The organism is Faecalibacterium sp. IP-3-29 (assembly GCF_023347335.1).
GTDB classification, from domain to species: Bacteria; Bacillota; Clostridia; order Oscillospirales; family Ruminococcaceae; genus Faecalibacterium; species Faecalibacterium duncaniae.
Genome location: NZ_CP094471.1, coordinates 913,463 through 936,004 on the forward strand (window position 1 = coordinate 913,463; position 22,542 = coordinate 936,004).

Here is a 22,542-nt window from a genome sequence, read left to right on the forward strand (position 1 = left end):
TTATTGTTTTATTGGAAATATTAAGCCGGAGAGGTAACTGTCTCCGCTGCCAGTTTTTCCTTCCTGTTCGCTGCATTGCGAACCCGCTGGCCTTTGATATGCCCCTCATATCGGCACTCATCACTGCAATACTTGACATTGCTTCTTGTGGTGGAAAAGGTCTTACCGCAGTTTTCACAAGTGCAGTCACGCCGCCTGTTTTCTGCCGCTTCCTGCCGGTAGAACTTCGCCCGGCAATTCGGTCCGCAGAACATAGCAGCCGAGCTTTTGGATTCAAATCCCTGACCGCAGCACTTACAGGTTAGCTGAAAAGGCTGCCCAACGGTGTGCTTCCCGGCCTTAATCAACTGATAGCGCTCCCGGCTTTTGATGCGATGCTGGCGTAGCTGCTCCTGCCGCTTGATTTCCTCTGCTGTCAGCTCCGGGGCAGGAAGTTCAAACTTTCCGATGAATTTCAGGAAGATTTCTACCTCCTGCGTTCTGTCCCCGTCGATGCGCTCCGGGGCATGAACGATGATTTTATCAATAAATTCATTGATCATCGGTGTAGTCAGCTCGGAGAAATCGGTGTACTTTTCTGCCAAAGCAAGGAACTGCTCTACACGGGCAGTATCTTCCTCATAGCTCGTCAGGCTTTCCTCCGTTTCTGCAATCTGTGCGGAAAGGTTTTTCTGTTCGACTTCGTACTCAGCAAGCAGGCTGTCAAAGCGTTCCTCAGAAATTCGGCCTACGGCAAAGGATTCATAGAGCTTTTTAATGATCGTATCCAGCTCACTGTGGCGCTTACGGTCTTTGTTCAGCTTTCGTTTGGCATCTTTGGCCGCCTCCACCTGCCTGACCTGTGAAGCGGCTCGTATCTTCTCGGTGAATTTTTCCCGATCTGCTATGGCAAGCTGGCTGACAGTGCGGATTGTCTCTAAAATAAGGATACGCAGCGACTTAGTGGTAATATAGTGCCCGCAGCAGTCCTTTCCATGCTTCTGATGTGCCAGTGTATAAGAGGAGCAGTCAAAGAAATCCGACGGATACGGAGTGCCTTCTGTACCGCCTCTGGAACGATGATTATACATCTTTGCGCCGCAGTCCGCACAGTATAAAAGCCCGGTCAGGGGATTGGCTTCGCCTATGGTATCAATACGCCGTGGCGTTTTCCGCAGTTGCTGAGCAAGCTCCCATGTTTCCGGCTCGATAATGGCCTCATGGGTGTTCTCGAAGATCAGCCAGTCCTCCTTGGGATTAGGAATAGAGGTCTTGTCCTTATATGACAGCTTGTGGGAACGGAAATTGACCGTATGCCCCATATACTCAGGCTTAGACAATATCTGCCCCACAATATAGCCGCTCCAGTTATAAGGATATGCGAACTCGGTCTTACTTTTCCAAACGCCAATGCCTTTCCTTGCAAAATAGACCGCCGGAGCTTCTACCTTATCTTCAAAAAGGATTCTGGCAATGTCATAGGGGCCTTTTCCCTCGATGGTCAGACGGAAGATGCGCCGCACAACGGCGGCGGCCTCCTCGTCAATCAACCAATGGTGCTTGTCGTTCGGGTCTTTCTTATAGCCGTAGATGGCACTGTTGGTGGTAGGCTTGCCTGATTCCCCCTTCACACGGATAGCGGTTTTCTGCTTGCGGCTCAGATCACGCAAGTACCACTCGTTCATGATGTTGAGGAACGGAGCAAATTCATTGCTGTTCTGGTCGTTGCTGTCCACGCTGTTGGCGATGGCAATAAAATGAATGCCATGCTGACGGAACATAACCTCCGTGTAAAAGCCGGTCTGCAAGTAGTCACGTCCGATTCGGGACATATCCTTTACGATCACACGAGCCACCTTGCCAGCTTCAATGTCTGCCACCAGCTTTTTCCATGCCGGTCTTTCAAATGTGCCGCCTGAGAATCCGTCGTCCGTGTAATGGGCAAAGTTTGTGTACCCCTGCTGTGCGCAATAGCCCTCCAAGTATTTCTTTTGATTCACAATGGAGTTGCTATCCCCAATCTGGTCATCGTCACGGGAAAGTCGTTCGTATAAGGCGGTGATCTTGTCCTCAGTCTGAATGATGCTCATGATGCGCTCCTTTCAGACTGACGGCTCATTTGTGGTACACCAATTATATCACAAGTTCCGTCGTTTGTAACTACTTCGTTGCGTATCATTCGTAAAATTTTATCCTCCATTGTCTCTTTCCCACTTTCACTGAAAGCGACTCTCACCTTGTAGGTGGTGCCGCCAATACGTCTTATCATATACTGTGCCTGTTTGTTTTTATCCATAGCGTTCCTCCTTGAAAAATTCATGTTCGTTTGATATACTAATGGTGGTTCCGACTGATGTAAGTCGGTGGCATCTTGTGTCATGTTTCATAAAGCTACCGCAACTTGCGTCCTCCTTTCTCTTGATACGGGTTGAAAAAGTAACCTAAATAACCGCTTATCAGATTACCCTCTCACTAATAGGAGAAATCCGGGGTGTAAATCGGAACTGTTTTTGAAAGAAATTCAAAAAATTTTCGGAGGTGAGGTCATGACAGATGAAAATAGAACATTTCTCCTGTTCCCGGATGACGGTGATGACCTAACCGAATGGGATGAAGCCTCCGATCTGACGATACAAAACGAGCAGTTAGAGGAAATCCTCTCCGAAGAACGAGCCTTAGAGCTGGAAAGAGAGCTGGAGCAGGACGAAAACCCAAGGGACTACACCGTAGAACTGGAGGACGAAGAGGAAGAAGCTGCTCCTGTCAGCGAAAAACGCTTAAAGCGCCAGATACGGGCAGAGGCGTTGGCACGGCTGGAGGATGCTGCAAGAACAGAGGACGACTTTCGATACGTTGTCAGCGAATGGGACAGGTTGGATCGGAATCGGGAACGACGGGAGCGTGACCATGAAAATCTCCGGGGAGATGTTCCGTTAGAATACATGGCAGTTCCCAATCCGAAGATGATTCCGCTGTATTTGAATCTGCCACGATACCGCCAGCTTGCCAGCGGCAATTTTCTGGATATCATTTTTTCTTGCCCCTATGAACTGCATGAGTTGGTTGCAAGCTCATTTATTTCTGAGCTGATACGCAGCCTTACCATTGATCAGAAGGAAGTGCTGTATTACCTGTCCATCCGGCAGTACAGCACCATACAGGTGGGTATGATACGGGGACAGACAGACCGAAACATTAGAAAGCTCCGAAAGAATATCCACAAGAAGCTGCAAAGAGCGGTTTATGATTACCTTTTGGAAAAACAGAACGACTGTGGAAGCCTAACGCTGCGGGAACGGCAGTTCTTAGAGGAATATGGGCTTTTGCTGAAAGCCTATGGCAAGGACGCCGTTATCCTCCGGGAGAACAAATCAAAGCCGAGGAAAAAGAAAGCTGCCCTTGGCAGCAGCAAGGACAGCGAATGATCTGATTGAATTTGATAAGCAGATGACCGAAAGGAAGGATTTGCGTTATGAATACATTTTTTGAGCAATCCCGTTCCCATTGGGTGCGGTATGAACGCTATGAAATCAAAACAGGCAAGGACGGGAAGAAATACATCACCCCGGCAAAGGATGCCAGGCCGGATGTCTATAACCCACTCAAGGAAGCCCCGGACATTGTGCTGGATGCTCTGAATGTGGGGATGCTGATGATGAACGGCAAGAAAAGCTCTGAGCCAGAGGTAGAAAAGGCAATCTTGGAATTTATTACCCACTATGGGCTGCTGGGCCTGATGACGGCCCTGCCCACCACGCCGTCCTTTATGGATTATGAGGCGGTATATCTGCCAAAGAACCATTTTATCAAGGAAGAAACGATGGAGACGGAGAAGTATCTGTCCCTGTTTTACCCCTTTGATAAGCTGGATGTGGTCAAGAACGGTGTGGAATCCAGTTGGAATGTGTCCAGCGACCGGGCAATGATTGCACTGACCATGACCTTTATGGACGAGCCGATGGCAAAGACCATGAGCTTCCAGCGGGCGTATGCAGAGCCTTACGATTGGGTGGCACAGCAACTCAAGGATTGGGCATTTAATATGCTGACCTCTTTCTTCTATTATAATGACTATGATTCCATGGAGGAAGAAAGCCGGAATATGCTGCGTAAGTCTATGGCTGCATTTGGCGGCATTGCACCCACCTATCATATAGAGCTGTTGGATAGGCCAACGATCTATTGGGATTTCCATTCCCTGCTGTTGGGGATTCAGATGATGTTCAGCTTCATGCTGGTGGACAGCACAAAGCCGTTGCGGATGTGCAAGCAGTGTCAGAAAGTGTTCCTGAGTAACCGGGCTAACTCCGCTTTTTGCAGTGCAAGGTGTAAAAATCAGTATAATGTTTATAAGAGCCGGGGAAAGAATAAATCAGAGGATGGTGATAATAATGCCTGAAAATCAGAACATAGAATGGAAAGCTAAGTGGAAGGATGACTATCTGGAATGGATTTGCGGCTTCGCCAATGCACAGGGCGGCAAGATTTATATTGGCTGTGACGATGATGGAAAAGTTATCGGCCTGCCCAATATCCGCAAGCTGCTGGAGGATGTTCCAAACAAAATCCGAAATGCCATGAGCATCGTGGTGGATGTCAATCAGCTGGAGCGTGACGGGAAAGAATATCTGGAAATCGTTGTTCCACCATATCCCGTTGCCATAAACTGCAAAGGTGTCTATTATTATAGAAGCGGCAGCACCATGCAGACCCTTTCTGGCCCAGAACTGGAGAGCTTCATTCTACGCAAACGTGGTGCTTCGTGGGATAATATGCCCTTGCCGGGATTTACGTTGGATGATATTGATGATGAGTTGGTCAAGAGATTCAAGACCCTTGCCGCCAAGAAGGGCCGGATCGACCAAAGCGTTTTAGACGAGGACAAAGCGGATTTAATGGAAAAGCTGCGTCTGACCAATGCCGGGTATTATACCAACGCAGCGATGCTGCTGTTCTGCAAAGACCCTGACCGCTGGCAGCTGGGCGCATACACAAAAATCGGCTTTTTCGAGAATGATGCCGATCTCCGTTATCAGGATGAAATTCACGGCTCCTTGTTGGAACAGATTGACAAGATCATTGAAGTCATCCATCTGAAATATATGAAAGCGAAAATCACTTACGAAGGGATGCAGCGCATTGAGCGTTATTTTGTTCCCGACGCTGCCCTGCGTGAAGCCCTTCTTAACGCTCTATGCCACAAGCAATATGAAAGCGGCGTTCCGATTCAGATCAGCGTGTATGAGGATAAGCTGTATATCGCTAACTGTGGTAGGCTTCCAGACAACTGGACGGCAGACAGCCTGATGTCCAAACACGCATCCCGCCCTTACAACACGGCGATTGCGAATGTGTATTATTTGGCCGGCTTCATCGAGAGCTGGGGACGTGGTATTGAGAAAATCTGTCAGGCTTGCAAGGAAGATGGAAGCCCGCTTCCTGCGTACACCGTGCATCCCGGCGATATTATGATTCAGTTTACAGCGTCAGAGGATCGGGTTATTCGATCTGCCACCTACAAGGTGACAGAAAAGGTAACAGAAAAGGTAACAGAAAAGGTAACAGAAACCTTGGATGAAAAATCCATGCAAATTCTGGCCCTGATTTCCGAAGATCCTGCATACACATCTACCACCATAGCAGATAAGCTATCTATCAGCAGAAAAACAGTTTCTCAGCGTCTGAAGGAGCTGAAGGAAAAAGGAATCATCGAGCGCATCGGGTCTGACCGAAAAGGCTACTGGAATATAAAGAGCTAAGTGATACAGAATTAGCCCCACACCAGCGTTCATTCATGCTGATGCGGGGCTAACATGTGTTTAGCAATATACAAGCTCCGTCAGAACAATTTCCTCTGCACGGTTATGAATGTTGTTCATGCGCCGTACCCATTCCATTTGATCGGTAGCTTTAAGTGCCTCGGTCACACCTTCCAGTCGTGCCATAGCTTCGCACATGATCTCCATACGCTGATTGCAGGATTTGTCTATCTCTGCAAGATGTTCATGCAGGGTGCAGCTTGTTAGGTAGTGTGCATAAAGGACGGGACGATGCTCTTTCAAGTAGCGGCGGCGCATACGGCCATACTTACCGATCTGATATTCCTCGGTCTCCGGCAGCGCAAGGTCGGGGATATAGTAATCGCCAACCTTCGTATATGTGCCGCCCATTTCTTCAAAAATAGACTTCATTTTCATGCTCCCTTCGTGCTAAAATGTCAGCAGTTATGCGGATTTTTTTCCTTTCCCACAACTGCCAGACCAATTCACCACAAATGAGCCGCCAGTCATGTAATAGTATTAGGCGGTAGAAACCACCCTCTACATATTACATCTTGGTTGGAGATCGAGTTCGATTCGCCCTGAAGCTCGTCATCGTGGCTCAGGCGTTCGTAGAGCGCAGGATAGCGTTCAGGTTTCCTCGCCACAACTATCACATCCTTTCGTAAAATTTTGGCAGATAGCCTTTTAATGTAGCTCGATTCGGTTTGAATCAAGCTGTATTAAAATTCTGTCTGTATTATGTAACACCGGCAGCTAGCTTGTAAAGTTTGTACTGCCGCACGGCAAAGGATTTTGGCTTCTTCTTGCCCAAATCCTCAAACAACAGGTCTACCGGATTTTGATAGGTTTCATCATCTTCCGAAACCTGCATAGTGTTTAGCATTTCCAGCAATGTTGCAAAGTTTTGCTCTTCAACTGGGGCTTCATAATGCAGATAGGCAATCAGTGAAACCAGCAAAAGCCGTTCCGCTTTGTCCCAGAATGGGTCGCCGCCCTGACCTTCACCTTTGGTGTTGGTCATCAGTGCAGTCACGAGTTTCAGCACATCCTTTTCACTATGGATGTACGCCATAGGGTTATAGCGCATACTCTTGGAAAAGTTGATCGTGTTGAAGAATTTTAGCTTGTAGCCGTGCTTTAACAGGGCTTCTCCACATTCCACGCCGATACTACCTTTCGGATCTGTAACCACGAATGATACCGGAAAATTCTTGGAATCACATTGCAGCAGATTCGGCTTGATAAAGAACCTTGTCTTACCGCTGCCGGAACCGCCCACCACCAGCACATTTTTATTCCGGGCATTCTTGGGGTCCGGTGGGCGATTGCTCATCATCAACCGTTCCGTTTTGGTTAGGATGATGTTGTCGGCGAACTTTGGTGCCATGAACGGCTCAATGTCCTTCGGAGTTCCCCACCGGGCAGAGCCGTACTCCATGCCATGCCGGTACTTTTTGGCGTTTTTGCCTTTCAGGTACACCGCCAGCCGCATTCCAGCACCGCAGCACAGACCAATGAACAAGTCAAATGGGCGCAGGCTGGGCAGCGGATTGGAAAATGCAGCCGGGAGAGTATCCATCAGCGATACGATTTTATCGCCCAGTTCCTTACCCGCAGCCAGCCGCCACGCCTCGCCCAGATTGGTTGCCAGCAAGCCAATTACCACATAGGGCAGATAGAGCGCCAGCAGCTTGGAAAGCTCCTTTTTGCTCATAGGCCGCGCTCCTCCTGCTTGTGCCGCACTTTGTCCGGCAGATTTGCAACGGACTGCGCCAGATCATGCAGCTTTGCCAGCACGGAAGGACGCTTGGTTTTATCCAGCACCGATGCCGAATATTCCTTGAAAGCTGCATTCAAGGCATCCGTGTCCTGTGCCTTGAAGTAGATTAGATACCGGGGCGGCTTGCAGGACAGGTCTTTCTGGATGGAGTAGTCGATGTGATACCGCTTGGCATAGCGGTCAAAATCCTTGATACCGGTTTTCTGAATCTCCACATTGGTCACGCCACGGTTCTGCCGTACCAACCGCTTCATGGACTGCTTGCCCTGCGAAGCGTGCTTGTCGTACTGCCGCAACAGAAACTGCATCCCGCGCAGCAGGGTGCGGGCGGACAGTTTTGTGGTCGAGATGGCAAGGTTGACCGTCTTATGCTCGATTTCTTCCTGCATCGTTACCACCTCCTGTGCAGAAAATCGTCTTAGCGGTCATGTTCCACCGGGGGCTTGTTTACGGCCTTCTCTGCGTCATTCTGAACCGATTCATCCGGAACCGGAATGACTATCAGGCGACGCCCCAGAGGAAGAAAGGCTTCGGGTTGATGAAATTCTTCTTCATACTTCTGCGCCAGCTCCGGGGAGAGCGATACAAAATCCTCCTCACCCAGACCTACCACCAAAAAGGTCCCGGCAATAACATCGTACATCAGCCCGTCCTCGTCCCATAAGGCACGGTTCAACGGCAGTCCCATGAGCTTGCCGTCATCGTTATAGACGATGGCAACCGGATCTTCAAAAGGGTAGCTTGCGCCGATGGAGCCGCCGACAGCCTGCTGCAATGCTTTCAGGTCGTTATCGATCTCGACCTGCTGCGGATACTGCCCCGGCGCAATTTTCAGCACCGACAAGGTGTTCTCGGTCTGTTCCATTATCTTCCTCCTCGAATTTGATAGTGATTTCCTGCCCAGCACGGGCGGCGTTCAACAGAGCTGCCACAAAGAAGCCGAAAAAGGAACCAGCTTCAAAAATGATAAACGAATAAATATAATTCATAGCGAACCTCCTGCATTGACTGAACTGTGAGAAGAATCCTCTCAGGGAGGACGGGGAGCGCAAGACGCGGTGACGGTATGCTTAGTGGAAACATTGGCATGAGTATGCGGTGCGGCATCGGTAGAAAAATAGTCGTACAGAGCATCCCACAGAGAATGGAAGCAACGAGCATGGTAGTCGTGCAGACGGAGAACCAGAATCTTCAAAACATCAACGGCGGAACAGTAAAAGTCCTCCGTGACTTCTGCGAAACTCTCATAGCGGGTCATTTCGGTATCCATGCTGCACCTCTCAGTCAATGCAGATGCAGACCATCTTCTCGCAGCCAGCCATCAGAGGGACGCTGTTCTCGGCCAGATAGCACTGGATCAGATACAGGTCGCCGGTGGTAAGTGCAACAAAGTTGCCATCGGTGTCATAGCGTACAAAGATGACTGCGCCGGACAGGTAACGCTTGCCAGCCAGCGTAATGACCTGACGAGGATCGTAGCAGAGTGCCAGCGGCACATCTTCGCTGATGCTGTAGCAGGAATCTGCTTCATCGAAGCAAGGCAGGTAACTGCGAACGTTCGCCAGCGGAGTGATGGTCAGTTCGATCTCCGGGGCAATCACGGCGGCGTAAACTTCATCATCGCCGAGCTGCCGCTCCAGCACATCGCTCATCTTGTTGAAGAAGTCGGTTACAGCATTGTCCATGTGGTTGATCTTCTGGTTCATGGCTTCGATGGTCTTTGCGGTCTTGAGATCAATGGTAGTATTCATAGTGGGTTTCCTCCAAATTTTTGCAAAAAAGAAAGACCCGGTCGGGTCTTACGTTCAAAAGGTGTATCAGCGTTCATTCTGCCGCTGCTGTTTACGCTGCCACTGATCCAGCAGCTTGATGATGGTGTCCTCCATCTGTTTCGGGGTGTAGCTGCGCGGGAAATATTTCCGCAGGGTGTCGTTTTTGATGACCACCTTGTCCAGCTCGTCCTTTTTCTCTTCTCCCATGACCGCAAAGGCAACATCATACGAGAAGTGCCCTTCCTGCGCCAGCCTTTTGAGCCGCTGCGCTTGGGATAGGGACGGCGCATTCTGGGTGTCGTTCATCGCTTCTAAAAAATCCCGCTGTTGGCTTTCGTCCAGATAGGACAATTCCACAGCGGGATTGAAGGCAATTTTCTTTTCGTCTACCATGTCCAGCAGTTCAGGGATGAGGCTGGTCAGACGGATAAACCTTTGGACATTTCGAGCGTTGTCACCTGATTCATCAGCGACAATATCTCGCGCTTTTGCACCAATTAACTTGTGGCCAAATTGGCCACAAGTTAAATCTGACCTAGCACCTTGATTTTTTAGAGCCTCCAGCTTCATTTTGTAGGCGAAAGCCCTTTCACTGGGCAGGATGTTCTCTCTTTGGAGGTTTGAATCCACCATGAGCAAAACAGCGGCATCATCATCCATCTGACGGACGATAACAGGCAGGGCATCCAGCCCAGCAAGTTGTGCAGCGTGCTGACGGCGGTGCCCGGAGATGATCTCGTAGCCACCTTCCGGGCGTGGACGTGCAATCAGCGGAGAAAGCACGCCGTACTGTTCTACGCTTTCCACCGTGCGCTGCATGGACTCATCATCCAAAACCTTAAAGGGGTGGTTCTTGAAAGGGAACAGTTCTCCGATGGGAATCTGCTGAACCTGTTCCCTCTGCTGCTCCTGTCGGGATTCTTCCGTGGAGAAGATGTCATCTGCCCCTTTCAGCGACACGTTTAAGCTGTTTTTCGGCATTCGCCATCACCTCCTCGGTCAGAGATTTATAGGCTTCTGCCACCTTGCCTTTGGGGTCGTGCTGGAAAATGCTTTTGCCCACGGCACTGATTTCCGCAGCACGGACAGACCGGGGAATGGTCTGGTCAAACACCTTGATCTTGCTGCCGTAAGCACCCCGAATCAGGTTGTCGATCTGCTGCCCGTAGTTGGTGCGGCTGTCGGTCATGGTGAGCAGGATGCCCTCGATTTTCAGCTTCGGGTTGATCTGCCGCCGGACTTTCTGCACCGTCTGCAAAAGCTGTTCCAAGCCTTTTGCAGACAGAGACTGCGCCTGCACAGGAATCAGGGTGGTGTCTGCTGCTGCCAGTGCGTTCACGGTCAGCATCCCAAGGGAAGGAGTGCAGTCCAGCAGAATGAAATCGTATTCATGCTTTGCACCTTCCAACACCTGTTTCAGCATCTTTTCCCGGTTCATGCAGTTAACGAGAGACACTTCCATCCCTGCCAGTTCGATGTTGGCTGGAATCAGGTCAACGCCCTCCGCATGGTGCAGGATACCTTCGCCGGGCGGAATACTTTGGTCGTTCATGGCTTTCTGCATCAGGGTGGAAAGGGTTGTGGGCAATTCATCGGGCTGCTGCCAGCCCATGCTGATGGTCAAGCTGCCCTGCGGGTCAGCGTCCACCAACAGGACCTTCTTGCCCTCCATCGCCAGACCGATGCCCAGATTTTCACAGGTCGTGGTCTTGCCGGTGCCGCCTTTCTGGTTGACGATGGCTATTGTGGTTGCTTTCTTTGAAATTTTCATCACCTCCGCATCGCTAAGTCATGGTTGGTTTGGTTCTGATAGAAAAGCTGCATTGTGGTGGGTGCATTATATAGAGAAGCAAGCAGATACTGTTTCATGTTTCGGATCGGGCTGCTGTTCTCTGCAAGGCACTTCAGCACAAAGCAAATATGGTCGGCGTTCAGCTTCATAAACCGGCTGCGTACCACCTCGGCGGGCTTGTCGTCCCCGGCAATGCGCAGCGTCTTGCGGTTGGTGGCACAGGTATCCACCAGCAAATCCACGATTTGGTAGAGGGTATCTTCATCATCCGGGTAAAGCCGGAGAAGAAGGTCCATCTCCAAAGAACGTGAAAAATATTCTTCCAGTTGGGCGCGTTTGCTCATCCAGTCGTTTTCATCGGAATAGATAGGATCAGTATCGCTTACCTCTGTGTTATTTCTATCAGTCTTATTACATCGTAGTTTGGCCGGGTCTTGAAGCGTATTCTGGACGACTCCAGAATCGTCATTATCACGATTCAGAAAGCGTAGTTTTGACGATTCTGACGAAAAATTCTTCACATAGATGAGATCGGGCTTGCCCAGCCCCCTCCGTTTGCGTTCAATCAGGCCGTACTCTTCCAGTTCTCGCAGCAGCTTGGTCGCCTTTTTATCGGCACAGCCCAGTGAATCCTGCACCTCCTGCACAGTATAGATGATGAACACCCGCCCAGCTTTGTCCAACCAACCATTCCGGGCTGAAAGGCTCATGCGGTCCAGCAGGATACCGTACAGGGTTTTGGCATCTGTGGAAAGCGGTTGGAAGCGGCTATCCTGAAACAACAGCTTGGGAATCCGGTAGAAGGAGAACAGCTCGCTGGACTGCCCATAGAAGTAATCAAGGTCTGCGGTTCTTGTCGGCTTTTTTTCGGGCATAGAGAATATCCCATTTTTCAGGTGTGGAACGGAATACATTGACCTGCTTCTTATAAGGGCAGTGGGCATACAGGCAGGTGCGGAACTTGAAATCGGGTCGATAGTACGGGCACAGCTTGCAACTGTCCGGGGCACGGTCGGAACCTTCGCCAGCGGCGATCACATGGTGCATGGAGTGCTGAACATGGCGCAGAGCTTCGTTTCGCTTGTGGCTCACTTGGCATCACCTCGTTTCTCCAGCGGTGCTATCAGGTCTTTGTAGCAGGGAACCAGCACACAGGGCTTTGCCCGCTTGTAGGGGCACCCTTCGCACTTGCTGGGGCCTTTGGGCGGCTCGATCAGGTAGTAGCAGTTCTCTTTGCCGAGAACGCAGCCCTTCTTTCGATTCTTCCAGAAGAAGCAGTGCCGGCAATCTGCCGGGCGGGAAGCATGGTAGCGGATACCGTCGATCGTGACGGTCAGAACTTTTTTCATCGGTAAACCCTCCTTTGGTGGATTCGGGAAGTTCGGCCCGAAAACAAAAAAGCGCGTTCCTCTTTCTGTTCCGAGAGAACAGCGAGTGAACGCGCTATGTATGGAGAAAAGTGTTTTGCACGGCTTCCAGCAGAAAGGTGGAAAATAGATTCACACAGATTATCTTGTATTTACATGGATTTACAGGAAAGCGTTTACCAATCTTAGCAGAGAGCCAGAAAACAGGGTTCAAAAGGCGCTTTATGAGGCTTCATTAGCTGGAAAGCCGATTTTATTAGCTGGAGCTGAAAATTCTGCTAATGGCATTAGCTGGCTAATTTTGGTGATAGGTTCAAAATGAAAAATGCGAAGATCGTCTTTCACATGGAAAAATGACCTTCGCATTTCTTAAAAGGATGTCCCTACCCGGGTTCGAACCGGGGGCGTTTCGCTTAGGAGGCGAACCCTCTATCCAGCTGAGGTATAGAGACATATATGTATTATCGTTGATTTTTGACTTTTCTGCACTTTGTATGGAATGCTTTTCACAACGAAGTGACCGACTGCGTTGCAACCGGAACGGTGTTAAACTTGTTGCATCAAAAATTGTTGAGAAAACTTCGATTCCCGGTCTTGCTTTTGATTAGAGCAATCACTTCTGCCCCCAAGGTATCAGGTTGACCGAATTCTTAGGAGGCGAACGCTCTATCCAGCTGAGCTATGAAGACGGATACCATATTATAATACCGCAACTTCCCCACAAAATCAAGTTGAATCGGAAAGAAAAAAGGTGTATCCTATAGGAGAGGTGCTCATGCGCGGCATGGGTGCAGAATGAAGTGCAGGTGCAGCACAGGCGGCCCGGCACAAAAAGGAGCCAACTTATGGGGATGAAACGGAAAAAGAGAGCATCGCGTCGGCGCGGCTGGCTGCTGGGCAGCAGTGCAACGCAGGTCATCTGCATCAGCTTTGTGCTGCTGATCGCGCTGGGAACGCTGCTGCTGACACTGCCCATTTCCAGCCGCAGCGGTCGGCTGGGCGTGGTGGATGCCATGTTCACTGCCACCAGTGCCACCTGTGTGACAGGTCTGGTCGTGCGGGATACCTGGACGCAGTTCACGCCCTTTGGGCAGGCGGTGGTTTTGCTGCTGATCCAGGTGGGCGGTCTGGGCCTGGTGACCCTGACCAGCTTTTTTGCGCTGGCTGCCAAACGCCGGATGGGCTTTAAGGACCTGCGGCTGCTGGGAGAAAGCGTTTCGGCCAGCGGTTACTCGCAGGCTACCGATGTGCTGAAGATCGTGGTCAAGCTGGCGATGACCTTTGAGATCATTGGCATGGTGCTTCTGATGATCGCCTTTGTGCCGCAGTTTGGTGCGGAGGGCATCTGGATCAGCGCATTCACGGCCATCTCGGCGTTCTGCAATGCGGGCTTCGATCTGTTTGGCCGGTTCGGGCAGTATTCCTCGCTGGCTCCCTATGTCAGTAATTATTATGTACAGGCTGTGATCATGTTCCTGATCATGGCAGGCGGTCTGGGCTTTATGGTCTGGGTGGAGATCGGCGAGTGGCGCAAGAAGCGGCACCTGTCTCTCCATGCTCGGATGGTGTTGCTCTTCTCCTGCATCCTGTGGGTGGGCGGTGCTGTCCTCATCGGCCTGATGGAGTGGAACAACCCCAAGAGCATGGGCGGGCTGTCCGTGCCGGGCAAGGTAATGGCTGCCCTGTTCCAGTCGGTGTCAACCCGTACTGCCGGTATGAACACCATCGACCTGGCCGCCTGTGGGCCCATCACTAAGCTGCTGATGAGCGTTCTGCAGTTCATCGGCGCGGCTCCCGGTTCCACCGGCGGCGGTGTGAAGGTGACCACCTTTGCTGTTCTGATCCTGACCATGCGCAGCGTGGCACAGGGCCGGGACGATTGTGTCATCGGCGGCCACCACATTGAATCCAAGACCGTTTACCGTGCGCTGACCATCATCATGCTGGGCATGGTGGCAGCGCTGGGCTCTGCCGTGGTGGTCTATTACAACACCTCGGATGCCGTAACGGTCATTGATGCGATCTTTGAATCCTGCTCCGCCTTTGGCACCGTGGGCCTTTCGGTGGGCGTGACCAGCCAGCTGAACACCGGGGCCAAGCTGCTGTATATGCTGGTGATGTTCATGGGCCGTGTGGGCCCGGTGTCCTTTGCCATCAGCCTGACCAGCAAACCCGATGACAACAAACGCAAGATCCTGCCCGTTGGACAAATCAACGTGGGATAAGAAAAAATGGACGGCTCTCGAAAACGAGAGCCGTCCATTTTTTATGTGCGGTCAGCGTGGAAACGTTCCGGCAGCGGAATCATTTGCTGTAGATCTCCACGATATTCAGCAGGATTTCGGTTGCCTTGTCCATGCGCTCTACGGTGGTGCATTCGCACACGCCATGGAAGTTGAAGCCGCCGGTGCCCAGGTTGGGGCAGGGCAGCCCCTTCCAGCTCAGGGTGGCACCATCGGTGCCGCCGCGCACAGGCACTTCCTCGGGGGTCAGACCGGCCTTTTCGATGGCTTTGCGGGCGTTCTCCACCAGATGGAAGTGGGGCTTGATCTTTTCCAGCATGTTGCGGTAGCTGTCCTTGATCTCCACCTCCACGGTGCCGGGGCCATATTTGCCGTTGAGGTAATCGGCAATGTGGAGGAGGTTATCCTTCTTGTACTGCAGCTTATCGGCATCGTGGTCGCGCAGGATGTAGCCCAGCTTTGCGTTGGTCACGTCGCCGTACATCTGGCAGAGGTGGTAGAAGCCCTGACGGCCCTCGGTGGTCTCGGGACGGGCCATGATGGGCAGGGCCGTGTGGAACTCCATGGCCACATTGGAGGCGTTGATCATGGCATCCTTGGCGGAGCCGGGATGCACCGAGAAGCCGTGGATGGTCACGGTGGCGGCAGCTGCGTTGAAGTTCTCATACTCGATGCCGCCCACGTCACCGCCATCAACGGTGTAGGCGAAATCCGCACCAAAGCCCGGGATATCAAAGAGGGAAGCGCCCTCGCCGATCTCCTCGTCGGGGGTGAAGGCGATGCAGAGCTTGCCGTGGGGGCGGCCCTCGGCAAGGAGGATCTCGGCGGCGGTCAGGATCTCTGCCACACCGGCCTTGTCGTCTGCGCCCAGCAGGGTGGTGCCGTCGGTGGTGATCAGAGTCTCACCCTTGAGGTCGGCCAGGAAGGGGAAGGTGGAGACCTTCATCACCATGCCGGTGGCGGGCAGGGTAACATCACGGCCGTCATAATTCTCGTGCAGGATGGGGGAAACACCCTCGCCGGAAGCATCGGGGGCGGTGTCCATGTGGGCAATCAGGCCCAGGGCAGGCTTGTCCTCACAGCCGGGGGTGGCGGGGATGCTGCCGTAGACATAGCAGTGCTCGTCTACCCGGGCATCTTCGATGCCCAGAGCCTTCATCTCTTCCACCAGCTGGCGGGCCAGGTCAAACTCCCGCTCTGCCGAGGGGTGGGTGCCGCTCTCGGGGTCGGAGGTAGTGTAAACGCGGACATAATTCAACAGTCGCTCGTATGCACGCATAAGAATGCTCCTTTGCTTGTATTTGATTCTATGATACGCTTTTCCGCGGCAATTTACAAGAGGGTGCAGCAGGGGAGCGCAGATCGAAGCGCAGTAAAACAACAAAAACACCGTCAGCCCGTTGTGTCAGACTGACGGTGTTCTGTTTGAGGGGAGCGTTTAACGCTTGTATTTGGCGGCCGTCTGCAGGCGCTGCATGGCGCGGTCCAGTGCGATCTTGCTCTGGTAGTACTCGTGCATGCTCTGCTTGTGCTGCAGGCGCTCCTCGGCCCGGATGCGGGCAGCCTCGGCGCGGTTGCGGTCGATATCCTCGGGCCGCTCGGCGCTGTCCACCAGCAGCAGGACAAAGGTGGGGGTCACTTCTGCAATGCCGTCGCCCACCAGCACCTCGCGGGTCTCACCGTCCACGGTGAACTTTGCAATGCCCATGTGCAGGGCCACCAGCACGGGGTTGTGCCCGGCCTGCACGCCGTACACGCCGTCGCCGGTGGGCAGGGTCAGGCTCTCGCAGTAGCCCTGATAGAATTCACCGCTGGAAGCCGTGATGTTCAGGATGAACTTTTCCATCAGTTGGCACCGCCCTTTTCCTCCGCCTGTTTGTCTGCGTACTTCTTGCGGGCATCCGCAAGGGTGCCCACGTTGAAGAATGCCCACTCGGGCAGGTCATCGCACTGGCCGTCCACAATGGCGGCAAAGCCCTTGACGGTCTCTGCCAGCGGGACGTACACACCCTTCAGGCCGGTGAAGTTCTCGGCCACTGCAAAGGGCTGGCTGAGGAACTTCTGCAGCTTGCGGGCACGGGTGACGGTGAGCTTGTCCTCTTCGCTCAGTTCATCCATACCCAGGATGGCGATGATGTCCTGCAGCTCCTGATAGCGCTGCAGGGTGGCCTGCACCTTGCGGGCCACACGGTAGTGCTCCTCGCCCACGATGTCGGCTTCCAGAATGCGAGAGGTGGAAGCCAGCGGATCGACAGCGGGGTAGATGCCCTGCTCCACGATCTTACGGCTCAGAACGGTGGTTGCGTCCAGATGGGCGAAGGTGGTTGCAGGAGCCGGGTCGGTCAGGTCGTCGGCGGGGACGTAGACGGCCTGCACCGAGGTGATGGAGCCGTCGCGGGTGGAGGTGATGCGCTCCTGCAGGGCACCCAGCTCATTGGCCAGAGTAGGCTGATAGCCCACGGCGGAGGGCATCCGGCCCATCAGGGCGGAGACCTCGCTGCCTGCCTGCACGAAACGGAAGATGTTATCGATGAACAGCAGCACGTCCTTGTGGGTCTCCTCACGGAAGTACTCTGCCATGGTCAGGCCGGTCTCGGCGACCCGCATACGGGCTCCGGGAGGCTCGTTCATCTGACCAAAGACCAGCGCGGTCTTGTTCAGAACGCCGGAAGCGTTCATCTCGCCCCAGAGGTCACAGCCCTCACGGGAGCGTTCGCCGACACCGGTGAAGATGGAGTAGCCGCCGTGCTCGGTGGCCACGTTGTGGATCAGCTCCTGGATCAGCACGGTCTTGCCGACACCGGCACCGCCGAACAGGCCGATCTTGCCGCCCTTGGCGTAGGGAGCCAGCAGGTCGATGACCTTGATGCCGGTCTCCAGAATTTCAGTTGCAGGTTTCTGCTCCGCAAAGCTGGGGGCCTTGCGGTGGATGGGCCAGTGGGGCAGATCGTCCACCGGGCCCTTGCCGTCGATGGGGCGGCCCAGCGGGTCGAACATGCGGCCCAGAGTGCCCTCGCCCACAGGGGCATTCAGGCCGTGGCCGGTGGCGGTAACTTCCATCCCCTTGCCCAGACCCTCGCTGGCAGAAAGCATGATGCAGCGCACCGTCGTTTCATCGACGTGCTGCGCTACCTCCATGGTGCGCTCAGTGTCCTCTGCGGTCACAGTCAGCGCTTCCTGCAGGGCAGGCAGCTTGCCCCCGGTGAATTTGACATCCACCACGGGGCCCGCTACTCGAATAATAGTTCCCTGTATCATACAATTGCCTCTTGCATTATGTTGTGTGGGATGTGTTTCTCCCCCGACAGGGGAGAAACACATCCAGCATTACTCGTTATTCTGTACCGCCGCCGCGCCGCCGATGATCTCGGTGATCTCCTGGGTGATGGAACCCTGACGGGAGCGGTTGTACTCCAGCTCCAGATCGTGGATCATATCCTTGGCGCTCTTGGTGGCGGAATCCATGGCGGTCATGCGGGCGCTCTGCTCGGCGCAGAAGCTCTCGGTCATGGCACCAAAGATCATGCCGTGCATATAGATGGGGGCCGTCTGCTCGAACACCGTCCAGGCATCCGGGAACATCTCCACCTCGCCGCGGGGGTCGCCCAGACCCTTGGGAGCAGGCGTGAGGTGGGCACGGTCCAGCGGCAGCAGGCGTTCCATGACCGGCTCGCTGGTCAGCGCGTTCTGGATCTTGGTGTAGACGATGTAGATCTCGTCCAGTTTGCCGGACTTGAAATCATCGATGGCATCCACCGTGATATCACGGGCGCGCTGCAGGGTGGGAGCCGTGGCACCGTAATGGAAATCCTCCACCAGACGGGGATCCTTGCGGAACAGGGCACGGTAGCCTACCTGACCGATGACATAGAACCGGTCGTTCTGGTCGGCGTGCTCCCGCAGGAACTTGAGCAGGTTCTGGTTGTAAGCACCGGCCATGCCCTTGTCGGCGGTCAGCACGATATAGGCCCGCTTGGGGTTTTCCAGATCTCGCTCGTGGAAGAAGGGGTGCTCCGGCTCGTCGGGCAGGTGGGGCACCACGCGGGAGATGGTATCCCGCATCCGGGTGAAGTAGGGCAGAACATTCTGGTAGTTCTGTCGGGCCTTGCGGAGCTTGGAGGAGGAGATCAGGTACATGGCATTCGTGATCTTCATGGTATCCTGAATGCTCTCGATCCGCTCCTTGAGCAGCTTACTGGATGCCATTGCTCTCCCCTCCCGCGAATGCCTTCCACGCGGTCAGGATGGTGTCCACCTGTTCCGGGGTGATCTTGCCCGTGGACGTGATCGCGTCCATGGTGCCGGAAACATCGGCGTGGAACTGGCGCACAAAGGCATTGGTCTTTGCGCGCTGGTCAGCCAGCGGCAGGTCGTCCAGCATCCCGTGGGAAGCCAGGGTCAGCACGACCACCTGCTCGGCATCGGACTTGGGCTGGTACAGCGGCTGCTTGAGCATCTCGGTCAGGGCTTTGCCGTGTTCCAGCTGGCGGCGGGTCTCAGCGTCCAGATCAGAGCTGAACTGGGCAAAGGACTCCATATCCTTGTACTGGGCCAGCTCGATACGCAGGTTGGAATTGGCCTTCTTCATGGCCTTGGTCTGGGCAGCGCCGCCCACACGGGAGACCGACAGGCCGACATTGACGGCGGGGCGGTTGCCTGCGTTGAACAGGGCGCTTTCCAGGAAGATCTGACCATCGGTGATGGAGATGACGTTGGTGGGGATGTAAGCAGAGACATCGCCCGCCTGGGTCTCGACGATGGGCAGGGCAGTGATGGAACCGCCGCCCAGATCGTCGCGCATCCGGCAGGAGCGCTCCAGCAGACGGGAATGCAGATAGAACACATCGCCGGGGTAAGCCTCACGGCCGGGGGAGCGGCGGAGCAGCAGGGAGATGGCACGGTAGGCCACCGCATGCTTGGAAAGGTCGTCGTAGACGATCAGGACGCTCTTGCCCTTGGACATGAAATACTCGGCCAGTGCAGTGCCCGCATAGGGTGCGATGTACTGCAGGGGAGCGGAATCGGAGGCCGTGGCAGCCACGATGGTGGTGTAGCTCATGGCACCGTGCTTCTTGAGGTCCTCGGCCACGCGGGCGATGGAGGAAGCCTTCTGGCCGATGGCAACATAGATGCAGAGCACGCCGGTGTCCTTCTGATTCAGGATGGCATCGGTGGCAATGGAGGTCTTGCCGGTCTGGCGGTCGCCGATGATCAGCTCACGCTGGCCGCGGCCGATGGGGAACATGGAGTCGATGGCCAGGATGCCGGTGTGAAGCGGGGTATCCACGCTCTGGCGCTCCAGAATGCCGGGGGCCTGCTTCTCGATGGGGTTGTAGCCTTCGGCGTTCACCGGGCCCTTGCCGTCAATGGGCTCGCCCAGCGGGTCGATGACACGGCCCAGGAAACCATCACCCACAGGGATGCCGGCGCGCTTGCCGCTGCGGGTCACCAGAGTGCCCACGCCCACGGTCTCGGCACCGTCGAACAGCATAATGCCCAGCTTGCCCGGGTCCACGCTTTCGACCATGCCCTTGGCACCGTTCTCAAAGGTGACGATCTCGCCGTAAACGGCCTTGTCCATGCCCTCCACCTGCACGATGCCATCGGCAGAGGAGATGACCACGCCGCCCTCGGCAGAGGTCTGGGCAGGCTTGTAATCCTCGATGCGGGTCTTGAGGGTGGCCAGAGAGGGCTTGCCAGCCATCATCTGATCCAGCTGGTGGCGGCCGGAGTTGTCGAATACCCGGTCGCCCACCTGCAGCACATAGCCGGAGAGCAGGCTCTCGTCCACCGAGACATTCAGGATGACCTCAGTGGCATCATAGAGCTTCTTGACCTCGGCCTTGATGCGGGCGATATCCTCTTCACGGAGCTGATGTGCGGCGCGCAGGTCGGCCTTGACGATGCGGTTCTCAGAGAAGAATTCGCGGCTGAACTCAGTTGCCATGCTCAGCACCTGCTTTCTCCAGCAGATCGTCCAGCAAACGGGAATCGTCCTGCTCGGTCAGGTTCCGGCTCAGCAGCTTCTCGCACATGGCGCGGGCCAGTGCGGTGGTCTGTGCGTCGGCTTCGCGCAGCTTGTGCTGGCGCTCTGCCTCAGCAGCGGCCTTGCCCTCGGCTACAATGGCATCGGCCTGTTTCTGGGCCTCGGCCAGCAGCTGCTGCTTTGCAGTTTCGGCCTGCTGCTCGTAAGTCTCGCGGCGGGCAGCAGCCTCGGTGTCCACATTGCGCAGCTTGTCCTGCGCAGCGTTCATGGCCGCAGCGGCCTCCTTTTTGGAGGTCTCGGCGGCGTTCAGTGCGTCATCCACCTGTTTCTGACGCTGTGCGATGATTCCCATAACAGGCTTGTACAGGAATTTCCGCAGCAGCAAAAACAGAATCAGAACGTTGACGACTGTATACAGAAGATTCAGATTCAGTGTCAGCATTCGTCATGCCTCCGTTATCAACCCAGGAACAGGATGATCAGCAGTGCAACGACGAAACCGAAAATTGCAGTACCTTCGGCCAGAGCAGCACCCAGCAGCAGGTTGGTCTGGATCTTGCCGGAAGCCTCGGGCTGGCGGGAAATAGCCTCGGTTGCCTTGCCGGTTGCAATGCCGATGCCAATGCCGCCGCCAATACCAGTCAGCGCTGCAATGCCAGCGCCCAGAGCGATAAGTCCGTTCATAATTTTAATCTCCTTTTGATTTGATGATGGAAAGGGTTTACTCTTCGTCTCCCATGGTCTCCTTCATAAACAAAGAGGTAAGGAACACAAAGACGTAGGTCTGGATCAGACCATCGAACAGGTCAAAATACAGGCTGAAGATGGCAGGCACGAACACAGGCACCACCAGCTTGATCAGCTCCATAATGACAAAAGCGCCCAGCACGTTGCCGAACAGTCGCATGCACAGGCTGGTGGGCCGGATGGCCACCTCCAGCACGTTCATGGGGGCCATGATGGGGGTGGGGGCAGCCAGGCTCTTGAGGAAGCCAACGCCGCCGCGTGCATGGATGCCGGCATACTCGATCAGGCAGATGCTCATCAGAGCAAGGGCCGCTGTGACGTTCAGGTCCTTTGTGGGGGGCTTGATGCCGAACACACCGATCAGGTTGGAGCAGCCGATGTACAGCGCCACGCTCATCAGATAGGGGACATAGCGCTTTCCACTTTCGCCCAGCAGGCCCACAAAGAAATCATTGATCGTAGTAACGACCGTTTCCAGGATGGCCTGCCGCTTGGTGATGTGATCCACCCGCAGATTCCGCGTCAGCAGGATGGAGACGATGACAAGAAACGCCATGATGCCCCAGCTCACGACCACGGACTCCGGAATGGAAAGCCCGAACACCGTGACCATGTCAACATTCAGCTCTTCTTTCAAAGCAGCAGTCAACGCATTCATTGATTAGCACTCTCTCCTTTCTTAATTTGTGATGGTATCATAGCACGATTTCTGTCGGTTTTACAGCCCTCCACCTAACATTCTACTTTTTGTTATATTCCAATTCTGCTTTGGATGAAAACAGTTGTGCAGATTGCAAAAAGTACAGGGGGAAAACTATGCGATTTGCACAATCTCTTTGCTGATTCTTAACCATCTGTACCATTTTCTGGCCTTTGGATGAGGTGAAATCGCCATATTATTCACAGATTTCATAGCGGGCATATCAGATTTATATAGCTGCATGCTCTGCGATGATACCTATTTAACATGCCGGAGCAGTGTCTGCGATGGCCCTGCACGATCTGCGGGGCAGAGCCTTTGCCCGGGGAGGTGGAGCAGTGCACCGGAAAGATGAAATTCATGTATCCCAGAAATTTGGACTTTTGATGCAAA

At 54.0% G+C, this 22,542-nt stretch carries 25 protein-coding genes, 1 tRNA gene and 2 pseudogenes; 4 read left to right on the forward strand and 24 right to left on the reverse strand.

Going from position 1 to position 22,542, the window contains the following annotated elements:
* Nucleotides 1–20 precede the first annotated feature (20 nt).
* Both MTP40_RS04330 and MTP40_RS04335 read right to left on the reverse strand, forming a co-directional pair.
* Nucleotides 21–2,069 carry a recombinase family protein gene (locus tag MTP40_RS04330; protein ID WP_055145306.1) on the reverse strand — a complete coding sequence of 683 codons (2,049 nt, stop codon included), beginning with the start codon at nucleotides 2,067–2,069 and terminating at the stop codon, nucleotides 21–23.
* On the reverse strand, nucleotides 2,066–2,275 hold the full coding sequence (locus tag MTP40_RS04335) for a transposon-encoded TnpW family protein (RefSeq protein WP_055145303.1): 210 nt from the start codon (nucleotides 2,273–2,275) through the stop codon (nucleotides 2,066–2,068). Before MTP40_RS04335 ends, MTP40_RS04330 begins: the two co-directional genes overlap by 4 nt.
* 250 nt (nucleotides 2,276–2,525) lie before the next feature.
* Here MTP40_RS04335 and MTP40_RS04340 point away from each other — a divergent pair, with 250 nt between their 5' ends.
* From MTP40_RS04340 to MTP40_RS04350, 3 genes are read left to right on the forward strand one after another with little or no spacing between them, the layout of a single operon-like run.
* The gene (locus MTP40_RS04340; protein WP_055145300.1) at nucleotides 2,526–3,404 is read left to right on the forward strand and encodes a hypothetical protein; all 879 of its coding nucleotides are present in this window, start codon (nucleotides 2,526–2,528) and stop codon (nucleotides 3,402–3,404) included.
* A 47-nt stretch (nucleotides 3,405–3,451) separates the two neighbouring features.
* Nucleotides 3,452–4,378, forward strand: a complete 927-nt coding sequence (locus MTP40_RS04345; RefSeq protein ID WP_055145297.1) for a hypothetical protein — start codon at nucleotides 3,452–3,454, stop codon at nucleotides 4,376–4,378.
* Nucleotides 4,371–5,738 carry an ATP-binding protein gene (locus MTP40_RS04350; RefSeq protein ID WP_055145294.1) on the forward strand — a complete coding sequence of 456 codons (1,368 nt, stop codon included), beginning with the start codon at nucleotides 4,371–4,373 and terminating at the stop codon, nucleotides 5,736–5,738. Before MTP40_RS04345 ends, MTP40_RS04350 begins: the two co-directional genes overlap by 8 nt.
* A gap of 60 nt (nucleotides 5,739–5,798) precedes the next feature.
* Here the strand turns inward: MTP40_RS04350 and MTP40_RS04355 are convergent, their stop codons facing one another.
* The 14 genes and pseudogenes from MTP40_RS04355 to MTP40_RS04415 all read right to left on the reverse strand — a co-directional run bounded on the left by MTP40_RS04355 (nucleotide 5,799) and on the right by MTP40_RS04415 (nucleotide 12,925).
* Nucleotides 5,799–6,170 carry a TnpV protein gene (locus MTP40_RS04355; RefSeq protein ID WP_055145291.1) on the reverse strand — a complete coding sequence of 124 codons (372 nt, stop codon included), beginning with the start codon at nucleotides 6,168–6,170 and terminating at the stop codon, nucleotides 5,799–5,801.
* Nucleotides 6,171–6,313: 143 nt separating this feature from the next.
* Nucleotides 6,314–6,406 (reverse strand): annotated as a pseudogene (locus tag MTP40_RS14505) (recombinase family protein); the annotation flags it as partial.
* A 95-nt stretch (nucleotides 6,407–6,501) separates the two neighbouring features.
* Nucleotides 6,502–7,476, reverse strand: a pseudogene (locus MTP40_RS04360) (type IV secretory system conjugative DNA transfer family protein); the annotation flags it as partial.
* Nucleotides 7,473–7,931 (reverse strand): PcfB family protein, encoded by a 459-nt coding sequence (locus MTP40_RS04365; protein ID WP_005924899.1) that lies wholly within the window; start codon nucleotides 7,929–7,931, stop codon nucleotides 7,473–7,475. The gene MTP40_RS04365 and the pseudogene MTP40_RS04360, both read right to left, overlap by 4 nt.
* Nucleotides 7,932–7,960: 29 nt before the next feature.
* A complete protein-coding gene (locus MTP40_RS04370) occupies nucleotides 7,961–8,407 on the reverse strand; it encodes a DUF3846 domain-containing protein (protein ID WP_005924902.1) in 447 nt (148 codons plus the stop codon).
* Complete coding sequence (locus MTP40_RS04375) at nucleotides 8,331–8,531, reverse strand: hypothetical protein (RefSeq protein WP_249259887.1); 201 nt, start codon at nucleotides 8,529–8,531, stop codon at nucleotides 8,331–8,333. The genes MTP40_RS04370 and MTP40_RS04375 overlap by 77 nt, the downstream gene beginning before the upstream one ends.
* Nucleotides 8,532–8,572: 41 nt before the next feature.
* Entirely contained in the window at nucleotides 8,573–8,812 is a 240-nt protein-coding gene (locus tag MTP40_RS04380; RefSeq protein WP_249259888.1) for a hypothetical protein, read from the reverse strand.
* 10 nt (nucleotides 8,813–8,822) lie between these two features.
* Complete coding sequence (locus MTP40_RS04385) at nucleotides 8,823–9,293, reverse strand: hypothetical protein (RefSeq protein ID WP_249259889.1); 471 nt, start codon at nucleotides 9,291–9,293, stop codon at nucleotides 8,823–8,825.
* 66 nt (nucleotides 9,294–9,359) lie between these two features.
* On the reverse strand, nucleotides 9,360–10,295 hold the full coding sequence (locus MTP40_RS04390; RefSeq protein ID WP_215674024.1) for a ParB/RepB/Spo0J family partition protein: 936 nt from the start codon (nucleotides 10,293–10,295) through the stop codon (nucleotides 9,360–9,362).
* Nucleotides 10,252–11,085: a ParA family protein gene (locus MTP40_RS04395; protein WP_249259890.1), complete on the reverse strand. Its 834-nt coding sequence runs from the start codon at nucleotides 11,083–11,085 to the stop codon at nucleotides 10,252–10,254. Before MTP40_RS04395 ends, MTP40_RS04390 begins: the two co-directional genes overlap by 44 nt.
* Nucleotides 11,085–11,981, reverse strand: a complete 897-nt coding sequence (locus MTP40_RS04400) for a DUF6017 domain-containing protein (RefSeq protein ID WP_113992899.1) — start codon at nucleotides 11,979–11,981, stop codon at nucleotides 11,085–11,087. The genes MTP40_RS04395 and MTP40_RS04400 overlap by 1 nt, the downstream gene beginning before the upstream one ends.
* Nucleotides 11,944–12,198 (reverse strand): hypothetical protein, encoded by a 255-nt coding sequence (locus MTP40_RS04405; protein ID WP_005924919.1) that lies wholly within the window; start codon nucleotides 12,196–12,198, stop codon nucleotides 11,944–11,946. Before MTP40_RS04405 ends, MTP40_RS04400 begins: the two co-directional genes overlap by 38 nt.
* A complete protein-coding gene (locus MTP40_RS04410) occupies nucleotides 12,195–12,455 on the reverse strand; it encodes a hypothetical protein (protein WP_249259891.1) in 261 nt (86 codons plus the stop codon). Before MTP40_RS04410 ends, MTP40_RS04405 begins: the two co-directional genes overlap by 4 nt.
* 396 nt (nucleotides 12,456–12,851) lie before the next feature.
* Nucleotides 12,852–12,925: transfer RNA gene (locus MTP40_RS04415), tRNA-Arg, on the reverse strand.
* Nucleotides 12,926–13,324: 399 nt separating this feature from the next.
* Between MTP40_RS04415 and MTP40_RS04420 the strand changes: the two genes are divergently transcribed.
* Entirely contained in the window at nucleotides 13,325–14,698 is a 1,374-nt protein-coding gene (locus MTP40_RS04420; RefSeq protein WP_223385015.1) for a TrkH family potassium uptake protein, read from the forward strand.
* Nucleotides 14,699–14,777: 79 nt separating this feature from the next.
* On the opposite strand, the gene pepT is transcribed toward MTP40_RS04420, so the two are convergent.
* The 8 genes from pepT to MTP40_RS04460 form a co-directional block, all read right to left on the reverse strand.
* Nucleotides 14,778–15,995, reverse strand: coding sequence for a peptidase T (pepT, locus tag MTP40_RS04425; RefSeq protein WP_005933076.1), 1,218 nt, complete (start codon nucleotides 15,993–15,995; stop codon nucleotides 14,778–14,780).
* Between the two features lie 159 nt (nucleotides 15,996–16,154).
* Nucleotides 16,155–16,562 carry an ATP synthase F1 subunit epsilon gene (gene atpC, locus MTP40_RS04430; RefSeq protein ID WP_097770960.1) on the reverse strand — a complete coding sequence of 136 codons (408 nt, stop codon included), beginning with the start codon at nucleotides 16,560–16,562 and terminating at the stop codon, nucleotides 16,155–16,157.
* A complete protein-coding gene (atpD, locus tag MTP40_RS04435) occupies nucleotides 16,562–17,974 on the reverse strand; it encodes a F0F1 ATP synthase subunit beta (RefSeq protein ID WP_156061954.1) in 1,413 nt (470 codons plus the stop codon). The genes atpC and atpD overlap by 1 nt, the downstream gene beginning before the upstream one ends.
* A gap of 69 nt (nucleotides 17,975–18,043) precedes the next feature.
* Nucleotides 18,044–18,922 (reverse strand): ATP synthase F1 subunit gamma, encoded by an 879-nt coding sequence (atpG, locus tag MTP40_RS04440; protein ID WP_097770961.1) that lies wholly within the window; start codon nucleotides 18,920–18,922, stop codon nucleotides 18,044–18,046.
* Nucleotides 18,909–20,663, reverse strand: coding sequence for a F0F1 ATP synthase subunit alpha (atpA, locus tag MTP40_RS04445; RefSeq protein WP_005933083.1), 1,755 nt, complete (start codon nucleotides 20,661–20,663; stop codon nucleotides 18,909–18,911). Before atpA ends, atpG begins: the two co-directional genes overlap by 14 nt.
* Nucleotides 20,653–21,144, reverse strand: coding sequence for a F0F1 ATP synthase subunit B (gene atpF / locus MTP40_RS04450; RefSeq protein WP_005933084.1), 492 nt, complete (start codon nucleotides 21,142–21,144; stop codon nucleotides 20,653–20,655). Before atpF ends, atpA begins: the two co-directional genes overlap by 11 nt.
* 17 nt (nucleotides 21,145–21,161) lie before the next feature.
* A complete protein-coding gene (gene atpE, locus MTP40_RS04455) occupies nucleotides 21,162–21,386 on the reverse strand; it encodes an ATP synthase F0 subunit C (RefSeq protein ID WP_005933085.1) in 225 nt (74 codons plus the stop codon).
* 37 nt (nucleotides 21,387–21,423) lie between these two features.
* Complete coding sequence (locus MTP40_RS04460; RefSeq protein WP_156059482.1) at nucleotides 21,424–22,107, reverse strand: F0F1 ATP synthase subunit A; 684 nt, start codon at nucleotides 22,105–22,107, stop codon at nucleotides 21,424–21,426.
* Nucleotides 22,108–22,542: the final 435 nt, after the last annotated feature.

Bases quoted from the DNA above. Each gene is read 5' to 3' on its own strand.
- MTP40_RS04410 (WP_249259891.1), bottom strand. From the start codon at position 12,455: ATGAAAAAAGTTCTGACCGTCACGATCGACGGTATCCGCTACCATGCT.
- atpA (WP_005933083.1), bottom strand. From the start codon at position 20,663: ATGGCAACTGAGTTCAGCCGCGAATTCTTCTCTGAGAACCGCATCGTC.
- MTP40_RS04340 (WP_055145300.1), top strand. From the start codon at position 2,526: ATGACAGATGAAAATAGAACATTTCTCCTGTTCCCGGATGACGGTGAT.
- MTP40_RS04350 (WP_055145294.1), top strand. From the start codon at position 4,371: ATGCCTGAAAATCAGAACATAGAATGGAAAGCTAAGTGGAAGGATGAC.
- MTP40_RS04345 (WP_055145297.1), top strand. From the start codon at position 3,452: ATGAATACATTTTTTGAGCAATCCCGTTCCCATTGGGTGCGGTATGAA.
- atpF (WP_005933084.1), bottom strand. From the start codon at position 21,144: ATGCTGACACTGAATCTGAATCTTCTGTATACAGTCGTCAACGTTCTG.
- MTP40_RS04395 (WP_249259890.1), bottom strand. From the start codon at position 11,085: ATGAAAATTTCAAAGAAAGCAACCACAATAGCCATCGTCAACCAGAAA.
- MTP40_RS04400 (WP_113992899.1), bottom strand. From the start codon at position 11,981: ATGCCCGAAAAAAAGCCGACAAGAACCGCAGACCTTGATTACTTCTAT.
- MTP40_RS04375 (WP_249259887.1), bottom strand. From the start codon at position 8,531: ATGAATTATATTTATTCGTTTATCATTTTTGAAGCTGGTTCCTTTTTC.
- MTP40_RS04420 (WP_223385015.1), top strand. From the start codon at position 13,325: ATGAAACGGAAAAAGAGAGCATCGCGTCGGCGCGGCTGGCTGCTGGGC.
- atpC (WP_097770960.1), bottom strand. From the start codon at position 16,562: ATGGAAAAGTTCATCCTGAACATCACGGCTTCCAGCGGTGAATTCTAT.
- MTP40_RS04380 (WP_249259888.1), bottom strand. From the start codon at position 8,812: ATGGATACCGAAATGACCCGCTATGAGAGTTTCGCAGAAGTCACGGAG.
- MTP40_RS04335 (WP_055145303.1), bottom strand. From the start codon at position 2,275: ATGGATAAAAACAAACAGGCACAGTATATGATAAGACGTATTGGCGGC.
- MTP40_RS04390 (WP_215674024.1), bottom strand. From the start codon at position 10,295: ATGCCGAAAAACAGCTTAAACGTGTCGCTGAAAGGGGCAGATGACATC.
- MTP40_RS04460 (WP_156059482.1), bottom strand. From the start codon at position 22,107: ATGAATGCGTTGACTGCTGCTTTGAAAGAAGAGCTGAATGTTGACATG.
- pepT (WP_005933076.1), bottom strand. From the start codon at position 15,995: ATGCGTGCATACGAGCGACTGTTGAATTATGTCCGCGTTTACACTACC.
- MTP40_RS04330 (WP_055145306.1), bottom strand. From the start codon at position 2,069: ATGAGCATCATTCAGACTGAGGACAAGATCACCGCCTTATACGAACGA.
- MTP40_RS04365 (WP_005924899.1), bottom strand. From the start codon at position 7,931: ATGCAGGAAGAAATCGAGCATAAGACGGTCAACCTTGCCATCTCGACC.
- atpD (WP_156061954.1), bottom strand. From the start codon at position 17,974: ATGATACAGGGAACTATTATTCGAGTAGCGGGCCCCGTGGTGGATGTC.
- MTP40_RS04385 (WP_249259889.1), bottom strand. From the start codon at position 9,293: ATGAATACTACCATTGATCTCAAGACCGCAAAGACCATCGAAGCCATG.
- atpE (WP_005933085.1), bottom strand. From the start codon at position 21,386: ATGAACGGACTTATCGCTCTGGGCGCTGGCATTGCAGCGCTGACTGGT.
- MTP40_RS04355 (WP_055145291.1), bottom strand. From the start codon at position 6,170: ATGAAGTCTATTTTTGAAGAAATGGGCGGCACATATACGAAGGTTGGC.
- atpG (WP_097770961.1), bottom strand. From the start codon at position 18,922: ATGGCATCCAGTAAGCTGCTCAAGGAGCGGATCGAGAGCATTCAGGAT.
- MTP40_RS04370 (WP_005924902.1), bottom strand. From the start codon at position 8,407: ATGGAACAGACCGAGAACACCTTGTCGGTGCTGAAAATTGCGCCGGGG.